Annotated in this window: 17 protein-coding genes; 9 read left to right on the plus strand and 8 right to left on the minus strand. The window is 71.0% G+C overall.

Annotated elements, in window-relative coordinates:
- Positions 1-136: 136 nt before the first annotated feature.
- The gene (locus B4U46_RS19160) at positions 137-967 is read right to left on the minus strand and encodes a pentapeptide repeat-containing protein (protein ID WP_079431852.1); all 831 of its coding nucleotides are present in this window, start codon (positions 965-967) and stop codon (positions 137-139) included.
- Between the two features lie 60 nt (positions 968-1,027).
- Here B4U46_RS19160 and B4U46_RS19165 point away from each other — a divergent pair, with 60 nt between their 5' ends.
- The 5 genes from B4U46_RS19165 (at position 1,028) to B4U46_RS19185 (ending at position 6,268) form a co-directional block, all read left to right on the plus strand.
- Positions 1,028-1,636 carry a LysE family transporter gene (locus tag B4U46_RS19165; RefSeq protein ID WP_079428962.1) on the plus strand — a complete coding sequence of 203 codons (609 nt, stop codon included), beginning with the start codon at positions 1,028-1,030 and terminating at the stop codon, positions 1,634-1,636.
- 56 nt (positions 1,637-1,692) lie between these two features.
- Complete coding sequence (locus B4U46_RS19170) at positions 1,693-2,487, plus strand: thioesterase family protein (protein ID WP_079428965.1); 795 nt, start codon at positions 1,693-1,695, stop codon at positions 2,485-2,487.
- Between the two features lie 82 nt (positions 2,488-2,569).
- A complete protein-coding gene (locus B4U46_RS19175) occupies positions 2,570-4,285 on the plus strand; it encodes a serine/threonine-protein kinase (RefSeq protein WP_079428966.1) in 1,716 nt (571 codons plus the stop codon).
- A gap of 76 nt (positions 4,286-4,361) precedes the next feature.
- Positions 4,362-5,369 carry an NlpC/P60 family protein gene (locus B4U46_RS19180; RefSeq protein ID WP_079431853.1) on the plus strand — a complete coding sequence of 336 codons (1,008 nt, stop codon included), beginning with the start codon at positions 4,362-4,364 and terminating at the stop codon, positions 5,367-5,369.
- Between the two features lie 200 nt (positions 5,370-5,569).
- Positions 5,570-6,268: a phosphatase PAP2 family protein gene (locus B4U46_RS19185; RefSeq protein ID WP_079428967.1), complete on the plus strand. Its 699-nt coding sequence runs from the start codon at positions 5,570-5,572 to the stop codon at positions 6,266-6,268.
- A gap of 170 nt (positions 6,269-6,438) precedes the next feature.
- Here B4U46_RS19185 and B4U46_RS19190 read toward each other — a convergent pair whose 3' ends face one another.
- A complete protein-coding gene (locus B4U46_RS19190) occupies positions 6,439-6,675 on the minus strand; it encodes a hypothetical protein (protein WP_079428968.1) in 237 nt (78 codons plus the stop codon).
- 118 nt (positions 6,676-6,793) lie between these two features.
- Positions 6,794-7,015 (minus strand): hypothetical protein, encoded by a 222-nt coding sequence (locus tag B4U46_RS19195; RefSeq protein ID WP_079428969.1) that lies wholly within the window; start codon positions 7,013-7,015, stop codon positions 6,794-6,796.
- Between the two features lie 142 nt (positions 7,016-7,157).
- Here B4U46_RS19195 and B4U46_RS19200 point away from each other — a divergent pair, with 142 nt between their 5' ends.
- Together B4U46_RS19200 and B4U46_RS37910 are read left to right on the plus strand one after the other, a co-directional pair.
- A complete protein-coding gene (locus tag B4U46_RS19200; RefSeq protein WP_079428970.1) occupies positions 7,158-8,012 on the plus strand; it encodes a hypothetical protein in 855 nt (284 codons plus the stop codon).
- A gap of 148 nt (positions 8,013-8,160) precedes the next feature.
- Positions 8,161-8,313, plus strand: a complete 153-nt coding sequence (locus B4U46_RS37910; protein WP_162501091.1) for a hypothetical protein — start codon at positions 8,161-8,163, stop codon at positions 8,311-8,313.
- A gap of 84 nt (positions 8,314-8,397) precedes the next feature.
- Here the strand turns inward: B4U46_RS37910 and B4U46_RS19210 are convergent, their stop codons facing one another.
- Entirely contained in the window at positions 8,398-8,718 is a 321-nt protein-coding gene (locus B4U46_RS19210; RefSeq protein WP_042818427.1) for a metal-sensitive transcriptional regulator, read from the minus strand.
- Between the two features lie 203 nt (positions 8,719-8,921).
- Between B4U46_RS19210 and B4U46_RS19215 the strand changes: the two genes are divergently transcribed.
- Both B4U46_RS19215 and B4U46_RS19220 read left to right on the plus strand, forming a co-directional pair.
- The gene (locus B4U46_RS19215) at positions 8,922-9,542 is read left to right on the plus strand and encodes a DUF47 domain-containing protein (protein ID WP_042818429.1); all 621 of its coding nucleotides are present in this window, start codon (positions 8,922-8,924) and stop codon (positions 9,540-9,542) included.
- Positions 9,543-9,547: 5 nt separating this feature from the next.
- Positions 9,548-10,549, plus strand: a complete 1,002-nt coding sequence (locus B4U46_RS19220; protein WP_079428972.1) for an inorganic phosphate transporter — start codon at positions 9,548-9,550, stop codon at positions 10,547-10,549.
- Positions 10,550-10,690: 141 nt separating this feature from the next.
- Here B4U46_RS19220 and pstB read toward each other — a convergent pair whose 3' ends face one another.
- The 4 genes from pstB to pstS all read right to left on the minus strand — a co-directional run bounded on the left by pstB (position 10,691) and on the right by pstS (position 14,917).
- Entirely contained in the window at positions 10,691-11,467 is a 777-nt protein-coding gene (gene pstB / locus B4U46_RS19225; protein WP_079428973.1) for a phosphate ABC transporter ATP-binding protein PstB, read from the minus strand.
- Positions 11,468-11,497: 30 nt separating this feature from the next.
- Positions 11,498-12,580: a phosphate ABC transporter permease PstA gene (gene pstA / locus B4U46_RS19230; protein WP_079428974.1), complete on the minus strand. Its 1,083-nt coding sequence runs from the start codon at positions 12,578-12,580 to the stop codon at positions 11,498-11,500.
- Entirely contained in the window at positions 12,580-13,569 is a 990-nt protein-coding gene (gene pstC / locus B4U46_RS19235) for a phosphate ABC transporter permease subunit PstC (RefSeq protein ID WP_079428975.1), read from the minus strand. Before pstC ends, pstA begins: the two co-directional genes overlap by 1 nt.
- Positions 13,570-13,774: 205 nt before the next feature.
- Positions 13,775-14,917, minus strand: coding sequence for a phosphate ABC transporter substrate-binding protein PstS (pstS, locus tag B4U46_RS19240; protein ID WP_079428976.1), 1,143 nt, complete (start codon positions 14,915-14,917; stop codon positions 13,775-13,777).
- Positions 14,918-15,722 lie beyond the last annotated feature (805 nt).

Here is a 15,722-nt window from a genome sequence, read left to right on the forward strand (position 1 = left end):
GCAATGACTGGCGGCTCGGGGGGTGGCGCGCCGTGGGTGTGGCACGGTCGTGGCGCCCGGGGGGCGTGCGGGTGCGTGCGGGGCGCACGGGGGCGGGGCGGGCGCCGGGCGCCGGGCGGGTGTCTGCCGGGCGGGGTCAGTTCCAGTGGGCGGGGCGGGTGAGGTGGCCGGGGATGCGGGTGGCGGCGTCGCCCTGGGCGGCGTTCAGCTGGGGCTGGGTGAGGAAGAGGGTGTCGCGGAGGTCGGCGCCGCGGAGGCTGGTGTCGCGGAGGTCGGCGCCGATCAGGTCGGCGCCGCGGAGGTCGGCGCGGGTGAGGTCGGCGGCGATCAGGTAGGCGCCGCGCAGGTTGGCGCCGCGGAGGTCGGCTCCGGCGAGGCGGGCGCCCATCAGGTCGGCGCCGCGGTGGTTCTTCTTGCGGCCCGGGGTCTTGGCGCGGGCCAGTTCGCTGGTCTTGAGGAGGAGGGTGTTGATCTCCTGGCGGAGGGCGGGGACGTCGAGGGCGGTGAGGGTGTCCGCGTCCGCCCGGGTGAGGGCTTCGGTCCTGGTGAGGAGCTCGCGCAGGGCGGGGTGGAGCGGGGCGGCCGCCGGGATGCCGAGGGCGGCGGAGAGGTAGAAGAGGAGTTCGTGGAGCTGGCGCATGACCGGGAAGGCGTCGAACATCGCCTGCCGGGTCCCGGGGTGGGTGCGCCAGTCGCGGCCCTCGAAGGTGACCTGGGAGATCTGCTGGCCGGCGCCGAAGCAGTCGAAGACCGTGCAGCCCGGGAAGCCCTGGTCGCGCAGGCCGGTGTGGATGCCGCAGCGGAAGTCCTGGCGGAGGTTCTTGCAGGGGCTGCCGGCGGCCTTGTTCACGGCGAAGTCGGCGGACTTGGCGAAGGGCAGGGCGACGCAGCAGAGCGCGAAGCAGTTCGCGCAGTCGGCCTGGAGGAGGGGGAGCGCGGGAAGGGCGGGGCGAGGAGAGCTGGACACCCGTCCATTGTCGCTTGAGAGGGTCTTGATCCGCGGACGGGGGGAGGTGAGCATCCGTGCATGACAGAAGTGATCGCGGTTGCCGTCATTACGCTGCTGGCCGTCGTGAGTCCGGGGGCGGACTTCGCGATGGTCGTGCGCAACAGTTATCTGTACGGGAGGTCCACCGGGCTGTTCGCGGCCGCGGGGGTCGCGGCCGGGGTGCTGGTGCACGTCTCGTACACCATGCTCGGGGTGGGGCTGCTGATCGCCTCGTCGACGGCCCTGTTCACGGCGATCAAGCTGGCGGGGGCCGCGTACCTGGTGTGGATCGGGATCCGTACCTTCCGGGCGAGGGCCGAGCTCACCGTGGACCTGGAGTCGAAGCCGGAGCTGACGCGGCTGGGGGCGCTGAGGTCGGGGTTCTTGACCAATGTGCTCAATCCGAAGACGACGCTGTTCGTCGTTTCCACGTTCACGCAGGTGGTGGGTCCGGACACGGCGGCGTGGCGGCAGGCCGGGTACGGGCTGTTCATGTCGGGGGCGCACCTGGTGTGGTTCGGGGCGGTGGCGCTGTTCTTCTCCCACTCCGCGCTGCGCGATCGGATGCTCAGGGCGCAGAAGGCGCTGAACCGGGCGATCGGGTCGGTGCTGGTGGGGCTCGGGGTCGGGCTGGGCCTGGCTCGCTGAGGCGGGTGCGGTGAGGGGCTGGTGCCGGGGGTTACCTGTGGGTAGCGTGCGGCGGCATGGGTGCTGAGGACGGGTTCTACGAACGGATCGGCGAGGGCCGCTTCCGGGCCACCGAAGCGACGCGCGGGCCGTGGGACCCGGGCGCGCAGCACGCGGGGCCGCCGGCCGCGCTGCTCGGGCGGGCGGTGGAGGAGCGGGCGGGGGCGCGCGGGGACATGCGGGTCGCGCGGATCACGTACGAGATCCTGCGGCCGGTGCCGATCGGGGAGCTGGCGGTGGCCACCTCGGTGCTGCGGGCGGGGCGGGGCACGGAGCTGGTCGAGGCGGCGCTCACCCCGGCCGGGGCGGACGCGCCGGTGATGCTGGCGCGGGCGCTGCGGATCAGGGTGGCGGGGGAGCCGGTGCCCGCGGTGGCCCAGGGGGCGCAGGTGCCGCCGCCGGGGGAGGCGGGGGTGGCGCCGTTCTTCCCCGTGCCGTGGGAGACGGGGTACCACTCCTCGATGGAGGCCCGGTTCACGGAAGGGGCCTTCACCGAGCCGGGGCCGGGGACCTGCTGGATGCGGATGCGCGTGCCGCTGGTCGCCGGGGAGGCGGTCCGGCCGCTGGACCGGGTGCTGGTCGCCGCGGATTCGGGGAACGGGATCGCGGCGGTGATGGACTTCGGGCGGTTCGTCTTCGTGAACGGGGACCTGACGGTCCATCTGCACCGGCATCCCGTGGGGGAGTGGGTGTGCGTCGAGGCGCGGACGAGCGTGGACGCGGGCGGCATCGGGCTGGCGGACGCCCGGCTGCACGACGAGAAGGGGCCGATCGGGCGGGGGGTGCAGAGCCTGTTCGTGGCGGCGCGGTGAGCGCGGCGGGCGGGTGAGGGGTGGTCCGGCAGGGGTCAACCCCCTTGGCTGCCTGGGGAATCCGTATGGCAGGCTCGTGCGGATGGAGCCGTTGAGAGACACCGACCCCGCGTACATAGGCACGCACGCACTGCTGGCCCGGCTCGGGGCCGGCGGGATGGGGCAGGTGTACCTAGGGCGGTCACCCGGCGGACGCCTGGTGGCCGTCAAGGTCGTGCGTGAGGAGATCACCGGGCACCCCGAGGCGCTGGCCCGTTTCCGGCGGGAGGCGCAGACGGTACGGGCGGTCCGCTCGGCCTACACGGCGAACCTGATTGACGCCTCGTTGGAGTCGGCCCCGTTCTGGCTGGCCACCGAGTACGTTGCGGGACCCACGCTCGGCAACGCGATCGGCGCCCGGGGGGCGTTGCCCCCGCAGACCTGCCGACGGCTGGGCGCGGCACTGGCCGAGGGTCTGGCGAGTGTGCACGCGTACGGGGTCACGCACCGGGACCTGAAGCCGCAGAACGTCATCCTGGGCGCGCAGGGACCCCAGCTGATCGACTTCGGCATCGCACGCGGGGTCGGCGCGACGGAGCTCACCCAGGACGGGCAGGCTCCCGGCACGCCCGGCTACACGGCTCCGGAGGTGCTGCTGAAGGGTGAGACGGGGGCGGCGGCCGATGTGTTCGCGCTCGGCGCGACGCTGGCGTACGCGGCCACGGGGCGTCCGCCGTTCGGCACCGGGGTGGCGTCGACGGTGGGTTACCGGGCGGTGCACGAGCCGGTCGACGTGCTCGGGGTGGAGCCGGGGCTGGCGGCTCTGATCGAGGCCTGCGTGGCCAAGGACCCCGCCGCGCGCCCGAGTCCGGCGGAGGTGATCCGGCTGTGCGGGGTGCGCGACGCGCTGGTGGACGACCCGGTGTACACGGCGCTGGGGGCGCTCGGGGAACCGGTGCCGCTGCACGAGATGCGCACGCAGGGGCCGGGCTACCCGTACGTCCCGACCCAGGCCGGCTCAGCCGCCGCGGGGCCCGTCCGCCCGGCGAGCCGCCGCACGGCTTGGGCGGTCGCGGCTGTGGCCGTGACCGCAGCACTCGCGCTGGCGGCCTGGCAGCTGCTTCCGCTCGACGGTGGCGGTGGACGGGACGAGCAGGCGCGGGGTGGGGGCAGGACGCCCTCGCAGAGCCCGGCGGCTCCCGGGCAGGGGCCGGCGGGGGCCCCGCAGCCTTCGGCGTCCTCTGGCGGCAGCGGCACGGCAACGCCCGTTGCTTCCACGGGCGGAGCCAGGCCCCCGGCACCGTACATCGAGAACAACCAGATCTCGCACTACTTCTGGAAGCCGTCGGCTGATCCGGAGATGGCCGCCCATGGCGTTGGGCAGTGCAACCAGCCCGCCGAGCAGAAGCCGCCGGGCGCGGACTTCCAGACCACCGCCAAAGTCTCGGGGAACTCCACGACCATCGAGATGCGGATCAAGTACGCGGAGATGAAGCCGACCAAGCCCGATCCGTATTACGTGTCGGTGGCTGTCAGGTCCCCGCACGATCTGGACTTGGAGACGGGCAAGCCCTTCAAAATGGACAACAAGAGCGTCGGGTTCACGAGCAAGCCGATCGACATCTACGGCAAGTGGCCCTCGGGCGAGTTCCTGAGCCTCAAGTATCCGGACGACTTCGCGGATCACACGGCGGGCAAGACGTACCCCGCTGTGCCCGCCACCAACGACCCGGGAGACTGGACGCTGGTCTTCTATCACGTCGAGGATGACCCCACGAAGTACACGAGCATCGGCTGCTCGGGCTTCCGAGTGGGGTAGTAAGCCTGGCGACACGGGCGATTCGCACGTTAAGGCGACGGGGATGGGGGAGTGTTGACGGATGCGCAGATTCTGGATGGCGGGCGGAATCGGGATCGGTCTCTGTCTGGGCTTCCTCGTGCTCCTCGTGGTGGGCACCTACTCGGCCGCGGCCGGTCTCGCCGGTGGGGGCGGAGGCCGGCCCCTCGGACTGGTCAAGGGCGCCGTGCCGGAGAAGTACCAGGCCTTGGTGCAGAAGTGGGGCACCCTCTGCCCGGCGCTGACCCCCGCGCTGCTCGCGGCCCAGCTGTACTCCGAGAGCGGCTGGGACCCGAAGGCCGTCAGTCCGGCCGACGCGCGGGGGATCGCGCAGTTCATCCCCGGTACGTGGGCGGGTCACGGCATCGACGGGGACGGTGACGGGGACCGGGACATCTGGGATCCCAACGACGCCATCCCCTCGGCGGCTTCGTACGACTGCGAGCTGGCCAAGGACGTGGCGGGCGTGCCGGGTGACGCCACGTCGAACATGTTCGCGGCCTACAACGCGGGTGCGTACGCGGTCATCAAGTACGACGGAGTGCCTCCCTACAAGGAGACGCAGGGGTACGTGAAGGACATCCGCTCCCTGGCGAAGACCTTCGAACGCCCCGTCGGGCGGGTGTCGCCCTCGCAGCAGGCCGCCGGGGCGGTGTACTTCGCGCAGAAGCAGCTGGGGACGCCGTACTTGTGGGGTGGCGACGGGACGGCCGCGGACAACGGGCGGTTCGACTGTTCCGGGCTGACCAAGGCGGCGTACGAGTCCGTCGGGGTCGAGCTGCCGCGCGTGGCCAACGACCAGTACAACGCCGGGTCGCACCCCTCGCGGAACGAACTGCTCCCCGGTGATCTGGTGTTCTTCTCCGACGATCTGACGAACTCTCGGGAGATCCGGCACGTCGGGCTGTACGTGGGCGGCGGATACATGATCAACGCCCCGTACACCGGAGCCGTCATCCGGTTCGACAAGATCGACACCCCGGACTACTTCGGCGCGACCAGGGTGACGAAGGAGGGGGCGGAGGCGCTTCCGGAGCGGTCGCCGGGCGCTCCGAAGCCCTCGTAGCTCTCCGTGAAGCACAGGCCCTGAGCTGCGACGATGGGTCACTCTTGGATAACGTTGACGTGATCATCCGGTGGAGAGTGGAACCATGCCCGTAGTACGGGCGTTCCATGGTCACGGGGATTGATCGACGGGGGGGGTTTGAGAGGGCGCACGCCGCTGTGCGTCCCCACGGGACCTAGGCAAGCAAGGGGCCGCGTCACATGGCTGGACTCACGACCGGTGGGCCGAATGTGGATGTCAGCCTGCTGTACCGGATCAACAGCATCGCCCGGAACGCCCCCGACTGGCTCGACCGGGGCGTCGCCCTCCTCGCCTCCTACGGCCTGCCGCTGGCCATGGTCCTGCTCGTGCTGTGGTGTTGGCGCGGAGCGCGCCGGCAGGACGAGGCGGCCGCCGCCGAGTCGTTCGCCGCGCTGGTGTGGGCCCCGCTGGCCGCCGCGCTCGCGCTCCTGGTGAACGTGCCGCTGCGCGGGTTCGTGGCGCGGCCGCGGCCGTTCGTCGCGCACGAGGGCCTCGAAGTGCTCGGCGGTGTGAACGTCGGGCCGGACGCCGGGTTCTCCTTCGTCAGCGACCACGCCACCCTCGCGATGGCGCTCGGCATCGGGGTGTTCCTCGCCAACCGCCGGCTCGGCCTCGTCGGGATCGGGCTCGCGCTCGCCGAAGGGCTGTGCCGGGTCTACCTCGGCGTGCACTACCCGACCGACGTCATCGGGGGCTTCGCGCTCGGCACCGCCGTCGTCCTCATCCTCGCCCCGCTCGCCATGGCCGGGCTGACCCCGCTGGCACGGGCCCTCGCACGGGCGCCGCGCCTGGGGCGGCTCGTCCGTGCCGAGGAACGGGTGGTGGCCCGGCCGGTGGAACTGGCGCAGCGGCCGGCCGAGAGCGACCTCGCCGCCTGACGCGCGGCGGGGTGCGGGGCGTGCGGATCCGGTCGCGCGGTTCCCCGCCTCCATGTCGGGTGCGGGGCAGGCAGTTCACGGGTTCCAGAGCGCGAGCAGGAGCGCCAGCACCAGGCACACGCCCGCCGCGCCGAAGCACAGGCGGACCGCCGTCGGGCGGGAGCGGGGCGTCACGGCTCGCCGTCCTCGCCGCTGCCGCCCGGGTGCTCCGCTTCCTCGCGGCGGTAGCGGGAGCGCAGCCACAGGCCGGTGACCGTCGCCGCGGCGGTGGTGAGCCCGATGGCCAGCGCCACGTCGGCCGGGCCGTCCGCCGAGCCCACGGGGCGGGCCCAGGCCGCCGCGGCCGGGGTGAACGCGAGCAGCAGGGCCCAGAGGAGGGCCGCAAGGCGGGGTGCGGTTCCTGGCATGCCTCCAGCGCAACCGGTCCCGCCGCCCCCGGCCAGCTGGGAAGGCCGAACGGGCGACACGCCCGGCCGCGGGGGGTGCCCCGACGCTGCGGGCCCGGGTGGGACGTGGGCCCCGGGGTCAGTCGGCCGAGGTGTGTCTGGTGGCGTCCCTGCGGGCCAGGTCGCGGGAGCGGCGGGCCGGGCCCGTCCAGCCGCAGCTGCACACGGCCAGGCAGAAGGATCCCCGCTCGGCGGTGCTCGTCGTGTGTCCGGAGGGTGGCTGCGCGGCGGCCGCGGGGTGACGCGGGCCGGGCACAGCGGTAAACGGAGCGACCTGGGTCGCCTTGGTGTGCGGGTCCACCTCTCCACGGTACCGGGGGCGGCCCGGTGCCGGTACGGCCCCTGGCCACTTCCGGACCGTTACGGGAAACCCCGGACCTCGTTAACCGGAGCGGGTGGGGGCCTCGGGCAAACAGCGGTCATGCGTTGGGGGTTGGCAGGCGATGGTGGTGCACCAGCACAGGCGGTGGCGGCGGCGCGCGGGCGAGGCGGTGCGCGCGGTCTGTGTGGCCGCCACCGTGGCCGCGCTGGGCGGCTGCGGCGCCGCGAGCGGCACGGTGGCCGGCGGTGGTCCGGCCGACGCCCGTCCCCCGGGCGACCCCGCGGCGGCGGTCCGCGGGGCGGCCGACGCGCTCGCCGCCACCGGGAGCGCGCAGGCCCGTACGGCGATGGAGATGGCCACCGGCGGGACCCGGGTGACCATCCGGGGCGAGGGCGGGGTCGACTTCCGCAAGCGGATGGGCCAGCTGCTGGTGATGCTGCCCGCCGACGTGAAGGGACAGCCCGAGCACCGGCCGATCACCGAGCTGCTCGTCCCCGGCGCGCTCTACATGAAGAACCGGGGCGCGGGAGTCCCCGACGACAAGTGGGTCCGCCTGGACACGGCGGCCCTCCCCGACGGGAACCTCGTCACGGGCGGGGCCACCGACCCGCTGGCCGCCGCCGAGCTGCTGCGCGGCGCGCAAGAGGTGACGTACGTCGGCGAGACCGATGTGGCGGGGACCAAGGTGCGGCACTACCGGGGGACGACGGACATCCGGCGGGCCGCGCAGAGCGCCTCCTCCGGGGTCAAGGAGGCACTGCAGGCCGCGGCGAAAGGGTTCAGCGAGGACAGCGTGCCCTTCGACGCGTATCTGGACGAGCAGGGACGTCTGCGGAAGGTCCGCCACCGTTTCACCTACGTCAAGAATGGCGTGATCGATGTCTCCTCGACGACGCTGCTGTACGGGTTCGGTACCCCGGTGACCGTCGTATTGCCCGCAGAAGGGGACATTTACGCCGGGAAGATCGCCGAGTAGTCGGCCGGAGCGGCCCGGGCGGTACGTCCGGGCCATGGCCCCACTATCCGGAAATGGTCCATCCGTGTCATGCGCGGCACGAGCGTCGGTCCCTACGCTGGGAAGCCGGGTGCCGGACGGGCGATGGCGGCAGAAAGAGGTGACACGCGTGACTCCCGCAGGCGGTACGACGGTGCAGGACCACGTGGCGCTCGCCGAGATCGAGCTCTGCGGGGAGCTGATCATCGCGGCGTCGGCCGCGGCCGAGGATCGGCTCAGTCAGGACCGGATCGACGAGGTGCTGATGGGGATCGGGCCGTAGTCCTTGTCCGCGGCGGTGCTCCGGGACCGTTCTCCGAAACCGTTCTGCGAAACCGTTCTCCGAAACCGTTCTGCGTGGCCGGAACTAGCTGCGCAGCAGGCGGGCGATGGCCTTCGTGGCCTCCTCCACCTTCGCGTCGATCTCGGTGCCGCCCTTGACCGCGGCGTCCGCCACGCAGTGGCGCAGGTGCTCCTCCAGGAGCTGGAGGGCGAAGGACTGGAGGGCCTTCGTGCTCGCGGACACCTGGGTGAGTATGTCGATGCAGTACACGTCCTCGTCGACGAGCCGCTGGAGGCCCCGGATCTGGCCCTCGATCCGGCGCAGCCGCTTGAGGTGCTCGTCCTTCTGGTGGTGATAGCCGTGGACGGGAACGGCCCCGGAGCCCTCCGCCTCGATGGTCGTCATGAGTCCTCCCGTGGTCCGGAACGAGGGGGTATATACCCCTCATGGGTATAGGTTACTTCGCCCGGGCCGCAGGGGCAGGGATCCGCGGAGCCCACTCTGCCCCCTCTGCCTGATGGAGGACACCCTGGGACGCCGGTTAGCCGTGGCCGGGGGATACGCCTAGCATCAGCCTGACCGAATCCAATGCACCCCGAGGACCCCACGTGCGATTTCGTCTGACCCCCAGGGAGACGAGCTTCTACGACATGTTCGCCGCATCCGCGGACAACATCGTCACGGGCTCGAAGCTCCTGATGGAACTGCTCGGAGCGGATCCCTCCGCCCGGGCCGAGATCGCGGAGCGGATGCGTGCCGCCGAGCACGCCGGGGACGACGCCACCCACGCGATCTTCCACCAGCTGAACTCCTCCTTCATCACGCCGTTCGACCGCGAGGACATCTACAGCCTGGCCTCGTCGCTCGACGACATCATGGACTTCATGGAGGAGGCCGTCGACCTCGTCGTCCTCTACAACGTCGAGGAGCTGCCCAAGGGCGTCGAGCAGCAGATCGAGGTCCTGGCGCGGGCGGCCGAGCTCACCGCCGAGGCCATGCCGCACCTGCGGACCATGGACAACCTGACCGAGTACTGGATCGAGGTCAACCGGCTGGAGAACCAGGCCGACCAGATCCACCGCAAGCTGCTCGCCCAGCTCTTCAACGGCAAGTACGACGCCATCGAGGTGCTGAAGCTCAAGCAGATCGTCGATGTGCTCGAAGAGGCCGCCGACGCGTTCGAGCACGTCGCGAACACGGTGGAGACCATCGCGGTCAAGGAGTCCTGAACCTCGTGGACACCTTCGCTCTGGTCGTGACCATCGGTGTCGCGCTCGGCTTCACGTATACGAACGGTTTCCACGACTCCGCGAACGCCATCGCGACCTCCGTCTCGACGCGGGCCCTGACCCCGCGCGCGGCGCTCGCGATGGCCGCGGTGATGAACCTCGCCGGTGCCTTCCTCGGCAGCGGTGTCGCCCACACGGTCAGCAAGGGCCTGATCGAGACGCCCCAGGGCAACCGGGGCATGTGGATCCTCTTCTCCGCCCTGGTCGGGGCGATCGTCTGGAACCTGATCACCTGGTACTTCGGCCTGCCCTCGTCCTCCTCCCACGCGCTGTTCGGCGGCATGGTGGGCGCGGCGCTGGCCGGCGGGATCGACGTCCTGTGGGACGGGGTGGTCGAGAAGGTCGTCATCCCGATGTTCCTGTCGCCGATCGTCGGCCTGGTCGTCGGGTACCTGGTGATGGTCGCCATCCTGTGGATGTTCCGGCGCGCCAACCCGCACAAGGCCAAGCGCGGCTTCCGCATCGCGCAGACGGTGTCCGCGGCGGGCATGGCCCTCGGCCACGGTCTCCAGGACGCCCAGAAGACCATGGGCATCGTCGTGATGGCCCTGGTCATCGCCGACGTGCAGGGCGCCGACGACCCGATCCCGGTCTGGGTGAAGATCGCGTGCGCGGTGATGCTGTCGCTGGGTACGTACGCGGGCGGCTGGCGCATCATGCGCACCCTCGGCCGCAAGATCATCGAGCTGGACCCGCCGCAGGGCTTCGCGGCGGAGACCACCGGCGCCTCGATCATGTTCGCCACCGCCTTCCTCTTCAAGGCGCCGATCTCCACCACCCACGTGATCACCTCGGCGATCATGGGTGTGGGCGCGACCAAGCGGGTCAACGCGGTCCGCTGGGGCGTGGCGAAGAACATCATCCTCGGCTGGTTCATCACCATGCCGGCGGCGGCCCTGGTCGCCGCGCTCTGCTTCTGGCTCGCCGACCTGGCCTTCGTCGGCTGAGACGGCGGCCCGGCCGCACGCGGTACGGAAACGGGCCGGCTCCCCCCACCCAGGGGGAGCCGGCCCTCTTTCTTTCTTTCCATCCTGCGGTGGCACCGCCATGCAGCACCGCAGGACGACCGCGCGAGCGGCCCCGGCTGTTTAGCCGAAGCGGCCCGAGATGTAGTCCTCGGTCGCCTGGACGGACGGGTTGGAGAAGATCCGGTCCGTGTCGTCGATCTCGACCAGCTTTCCGGGCTGGCCGACGGCGGCGAGGTTGAAGAAGGCGGTGCGGTCGGAGACGCGGGCCGCCTGCTGCATGTTGTGGGTCACGATGACGATCGTGAACCGCTCCTTGAGCTCGCCGATCAGGTCCTCGATGGCGAGGGTGGAGATCGGGTCGAGGGCGGAGCAGGGCTCGTCCATCAGCAGGACCTGCGGCTCGACCGCGATGGCGCGGGCGATGCACAGACGCTGCTGCTGGCCGCCGGAGAGGCCGGAGCCGGGCTTGTTCAGGCGGTCCTTGACCTCGTTCCAGAGGTTGGCGCCCTGGAGCGACCGCTCGACGATGTCCGTGAGCTCGGACTTCTTGTAGCTGCCGTTCAGGCGCAGGCCCGCCGCCACGTTGTCGAAGATCGACATGGTGGGGAAGGGGTTCGGGCGCTGGAAGACCATGCCGACGGTGCGGCGCACCGCGACGGGGTCCACGTTCGAGCCGTACAGGTTCTCGTCGTCCAGCAGCACCTTGCCCTCGACGCGGCCGCCGGGGGTGACCTCGTGCATCCGGTTCAGGGTGCGCAGGAAGGTGGACTTACCGCAGCCGGAGGGGCCGATGAAGGCCGTCACGGAGCGGGGTTCCACGGTCATCGAGATGTCGTCGATGGCCTTGTGGGTGCCGTAGAAGGCGGAGAGGCCGCTGACGTCGATTCGCTTGGCCATGAGGGGTCACTTCGCTTTCATGTAGTCGCGTCAGCGACCGGTCTTCGGGGCCTTCCAGCGGGCGATGCCGCGGGCCACCAGATTCAGGATCATGACGAAGGCGATCAGGACGAGCGCCGCGGCCCAGGCACGGTCGTAGGAGGCTTCACTGCCGACCTTGTACTGCTCCCAGATGTACAGCGGGAGGGAGGACTGGGCACCTTCGAAGGGGTTGCCGTTGATCAGCTGCGATCCGAAGACCAGCAGCATGATCGGCGCGGTCTCGCCGGCGATGCGGGCGACGGCCAGCATGACGCCGGTGGAGATGCCGCCGATGGCCGTGGGCAGGACGACCTTGAGGATCGTGCGCCACTTCGGCACACCGAGGGCCAGGGCCGCCTCGCGCAGCTCGTTCGGGACGAGCTTGAGCATCTCCTCCGTGGAGCGGACGACGACCGGCATCATCAGGATCGACAGGGCCATCGCACCGCCGAAGCCCGAGGGGCCGAAGCCGAGCATCAGGTTCCAGGTCGTCAGGATGAACAGGCCGGCGACGATGGAGGGGATGCCGGTCATGACGTCGACGAAGAAGGTGACGGCGCGGGCGAGCCGGCCCCTGCCGTACTCGACCAGGTAGACGGCGGTCAGCAGGCCGACGGGCGCCGCGATCAGGGTGGCGAGGCCGACCTGCTCCAGGGTGCCGAGCAGGGCGTGGTAGACGCCGCCGCCCTTCTCGAAGCTGGTCACGCCGTTCATGGAGTGGCTGAGGAAGTCCCCGTCGAGGGCCTTCATGCCGCGGCTGATCGTCGTCCACATCAGGGAGAGCAGCGGGACGACCGCGAGGACGAAGCAGACCCAGACGACGGAGGTCGCGACGCGGTCCTTGGCCTGGCGGCGGTTCTCGACGACCGAGCTGGCGGTGTACGTGATCACGACGAACAGCAGGGCGGCGATCAGGCCCCACTGCACCTTGCTGCTCAGGCCGAAGACCAGGCCGATGACGATGCCGAGGGCGGCGGAGGCCGCGGCGATGCCGGCGGGGGCCCAGCGGGGCAGGCCGCCGCGGGTCAGGCCGGCGGGGGCGGCGGACTTGCGGGCCGGAGCGGGCCGGTGGTCCTGGAGTGCGTGGCTCATCAGGCGTTCGCCCCCGAGAAGTCCTTGCGACGGGCGATGATCAGGCGCGCGGCGCCGTTGACCAGCAGGGTGAGCAGGAAGAGGACGAGACCGGAGGCGATCAGCGCGTCACGGCCGAACTCGTTGGCCTCGTCGAACTTCGCGGCGATGTTCTGCGCGAAGGTGCCGCCGCCCGGGTCGAGGATGTGCCCGGAGATCAGGAAGCTCGGGGAGAGGACGGTGGCCACGGCCATGGTCTCGCCGAGCGCACGGCCGAGGCCGAGCATGGATGCGGAGATGACGCCGGAGCGGCCGAAGGGCAGCACCGACATGCGGATGACCTCCCAGCGGGTCGCGCCGAGGGCCAGGGCGGCCTCCTCGTTCATGCGCGGGACCTGGAGGAAGACCTCGCGGCTGACGCTCGTCACGATCGGCAGGATCATGATCGCGAGGAGGATGCCGACGGTGAACAGCGAGCGGGCGACGCCGACCTGCGTCTTGTCGAAGACGTAGGTCCAGCCGAGGTACTGGTCGAGCCAGAGGTTCAGCCCGTTCAGCTGCGGCACGAGGAAGAGGGCGCCCCAGATGCCGTAGATGATCGACGGCACGGCGGCCAGCAGGTCGACCACGTAGGCGAGGGGCGCGGCCAGCTTGCGCGGCGCGTAGTGCGAGATGAACAGAGCGATGCCGACGGCGATCGGGACCGCGATGGCCATCGCGATGATCGAGCTGACGACGGTGCCGAAGAGCAGGACGGCGATGCCGAAGACGGGGGGCCGGGCGGAGGCGTTCCAGTCGAAGGTGGTGAGGAAGTTCCCCTCGTTCTTCGACAGGGCGATGCTGGCCCGGTAGGTGAGGAAGGCGGCGATCGACGCCATGATCACCAGGAGCAGGATGCCGGAGCCCTTGGAGAGCCCCGAGAAGATCTTGTCACCGGCCCGGCCGGTGGACCTTCCGCTCTTGGGGACAGGCGGAGCCGTGTCTATGTGGGTGCTTGTGCTGGAAGCCATGGTCTTTCCGGTCTGTGTGGGGGGCGAGCCCCCTGGCGGCGGTGCACCGGATTCCCCCGGGGTGGAGGGGGAGGGTCCCCGGGCCGGCCCGCCCGGACGGGGGCGGGCCGGACCTCGGGGGTCAGGATGGAGCTGTGGAGCTGTGGAGCTGTGGAGCTGTGGAGCTGTGGCGCTTCGGAGCTTCGGAGCTGCGGGCTTCGAAGTCCTAGGCGAGGGACTTGATGACCTCGCGGACCTTGGTGTTGATCTCGGCCGGGATCGGGGCGTAGCCGTTCTCGGTGAGGGCCTTCTGGCCGGCGTCCGAGGCGGTGTACTCCAGGAAGGACTTCACGGTGCCGAGCGTCTCGGGCTTGTTGCCCTTGTCGCAGACGACCTCGTAGGTGACCAGGACGATCGGGTACGCGCCCTCGGCCTTGGTGGCGTAGTCGAGCTTGAGGGCCAGGTCCGAGCCGGTGCCGGTGACCTTGGCGGCGGAGATGGCCTTGGAGGCGTTGTCCGGGGTGGCCTTGACGGGGGCGGAGGCGCCGGTGTTCACGTCGACCGTCTTGATGCTCTGCGAGGTGGCGTACGAGAGCTCGAAGTAGCCGATCGCGCCGTCGACGGCCTTGACCTGGGAGGCGACACCGGCGGAGCCGGACGCGGCCTGGCCACCCGGGGCCGGCCACTTCTTGGAGGCCTCGTAGGACCAGGCGTCAGGGGCGGCGGCCTTGAGGTACTTGCCCAGGTTCTCGGTGGTGCCCGAGTCCTCGGAGCGGTGGAAGGCCTGGATGGCGGTGGAGGGGAGGCTGACGCCGGGGTTCAGCTTCTTGATCGCCTCGTCGTCCCACTTCTTGATCTTGTCGTTGAAGATGTTGGCGATCGTGGCGGCGTCGAGGTTCAGCTTGTCCACGCCGGCGACGTTGAAGCCGAGGGCGATGGGGCCGCCGACCATCGGCAGGTTGATGCCCTGGCCGCCGCCGGTGCAGATCTTCTTCGAGTCCTCGACCTGCTCGGGCTTCAGCGCGGAGTCCGAACCGGCGAAACCGACGGTGCCCTGGTTGAACGCGACGATGCCCTCACCGGAGGAGGAGGACTTGTAGTTCACCTCGACGCCGGAGCAGGCGGCCATGTAGTTCTTGACCCACAGGTCGACGGCGTTCTTCTGGGCGGAGGAGCCGGAGGCGAGCAGCTTGCCCTTGGCGCCGTCGCACTTGATGTCGCCCGGGGCGGGGGCCGAGGCCTTGGTGGTGCCGTCGGCGCCGGTCTTCGTGTTGTCGTCCGAGCCGCACGCCGTGAGGACCAGGGCGCCGGACACGACGAGGGCCCCGAGGGCGGAGGCACGAAGCCGGTTCTTGCGCTGAAGCTTCACTGTTCGGGTGTTCCTTCCGGGGGGCCGCCGGCCGCTTTCTGTATCGGGGCGGCGTGCGAAGAGGACTACGTGATGGGTGGGGCGCGGGGCCGCTCTTTCCTGTTCGGCTCGCACCGTGCGCTACCGAAATTAGGCAGAACAGGTGACGGGGTCGACGGGGGTTGGTGAACGGATGGTGAACCGTGGCGGACGGGCGGGTGCGGATGGGGGGGTTTGTACCTGGGATTAAGCGGGCGTTATCCGCCCGTTATGGTGCCGTGACCTTCCCTGGGCGGGGGCGCGGGGGAGGGGAGCGCGGCGGGGAGTGCGGTCGGGCGGGGGTGGCTGGATCTGGCCGGTGGCGGGGGCGGCGGTGGCCCCGGGGGGCGGGTCTGGGGGCCGGGCGGCCGGGGGCCGGGCGGGGCCGGGCGGGGCGGGGTCCCGGTGGGGCGGGAGCGGCCGGGCGGGCGGGACCTGGGGTGGGACCGGGTTCCGGCGGGGCGGTCTCAGGGACGGGTTGGGGCTTTCCCGTCAGTCTCATCGTCCTTCCGCGTCGGGCCGCCCTGTCAAGGGCGCTCCTTCGTCGCGTCGCTTCGCGATCGCCTGCGGCGACCCTTGACAGGCCGTCCCGCCGCGAAATGCCGAAGACTGCCGGGAAACCCCCAAAGGAACGGGACGGACGTTCATAGGACATACGGCGGACTCAGCGACCAGCCGGGCGGTCGGGGGCCGCCACGCCAAGCGTCCGGGCCGACAGGATTGCCATCCGGGGCCGCGATCCGCGACAGATCGCTACGCGCTCCTCCCGTCTCAGCGTCCGCCGCCT

This window comes from Streptomyces katrae (assembly GCF_002028425.1).
Classification (GTDB): Bacteria; Actinomycetota; Actinomycetes; order Streptomycetales; family Streptomycetaceae; genus Streptomyces; species Streptomyces katrae_A.

What these genes read in the sequence shown, in the direction of transcription:
- B4U46_RS19165 (WP_079428962.1), top strand. Translation starts at nt 1,028, where the DNA reads ATGACAGAAGTGATCGCGGTTGCCGTCATTACGCTGCTGGCCGTCGTG.
- B4U46_RS19170 (WP_079428965.1), top strand. Translation starts at nt 1,693, where the DNA reads ATGGGTGCTGAGGACGGGTTCTACGAACGGATCGGCGAGGGCCGCTTC.
- B4U46_RS19175 (WP_079428966.1), top strand. Translation starts at nt 2,570, where the DNA reads ATGGAGCCGTTGAGAGACACCGACCCCGCGTACATAGGCACGCACGCA.
- B4U46_RS19180 (WP_079431853.1), top strand. Translation starts at nt 4,362, where the DNA reads ATGGCGGGCGGAATCGGGATCGGTCTCTGTCTGGGCTTCCTCGTGCTC.
- B4U46_RS19185 (WP_079428967.1), top strand. Translation starts at nt 5,570, where the DNA reads ATGGCTGGACTCACGACCGGTGGGCCGAATGTGGATGTCAGCCTGCTG.
- B4U46_RS19190 (WP_079428968.1), bottom strand. Translation starts at nt 6,675, where the DNA reads ATGCCAGGAACCGCACCCCGCCTTGCGGCCCTCCTCTGGGCCCTGCTG.
- B4U46_RS19200 (WP_079428970.1), top strand. Translation starts at nt 7,158, where the DNA reads ATGGTGGTGCACCAGCACAGGCGGTGGCGGCGGCGCGCGGGCGAGGCG.
- B4U46_RS19210 (WP_042818427.1), bottom strand. Translation starts at nt 8,718, where the DNA reads ATGACGACCATCGAGGCGGAGGGCTCCGGGGCCGTTCCCGTCCACGGC.
- pstB (WP_079428973.1), bottom strand. Translation starts at nt 11,467, where the DNA reads ATGGCCAAGCGAATCGACGTCAGCGGCCTCTCCGCCTTCTACGGCACC.
- pstA (WP_079428974.1), bottom strand. Translation starts at nt 12,580, where the DNA reads ATGAGCCACGCACTCCAGGACCACCGGCCCGCTCCGGCCCGCAAGTCC.
- pstC (WP_079428975.1), bottom strand. Translation starts at nt 13,569, where the DNA reads ATGGCTTCCAGCACAAGCACCCACATAGACACGGCTCCGCCTGTCCCC.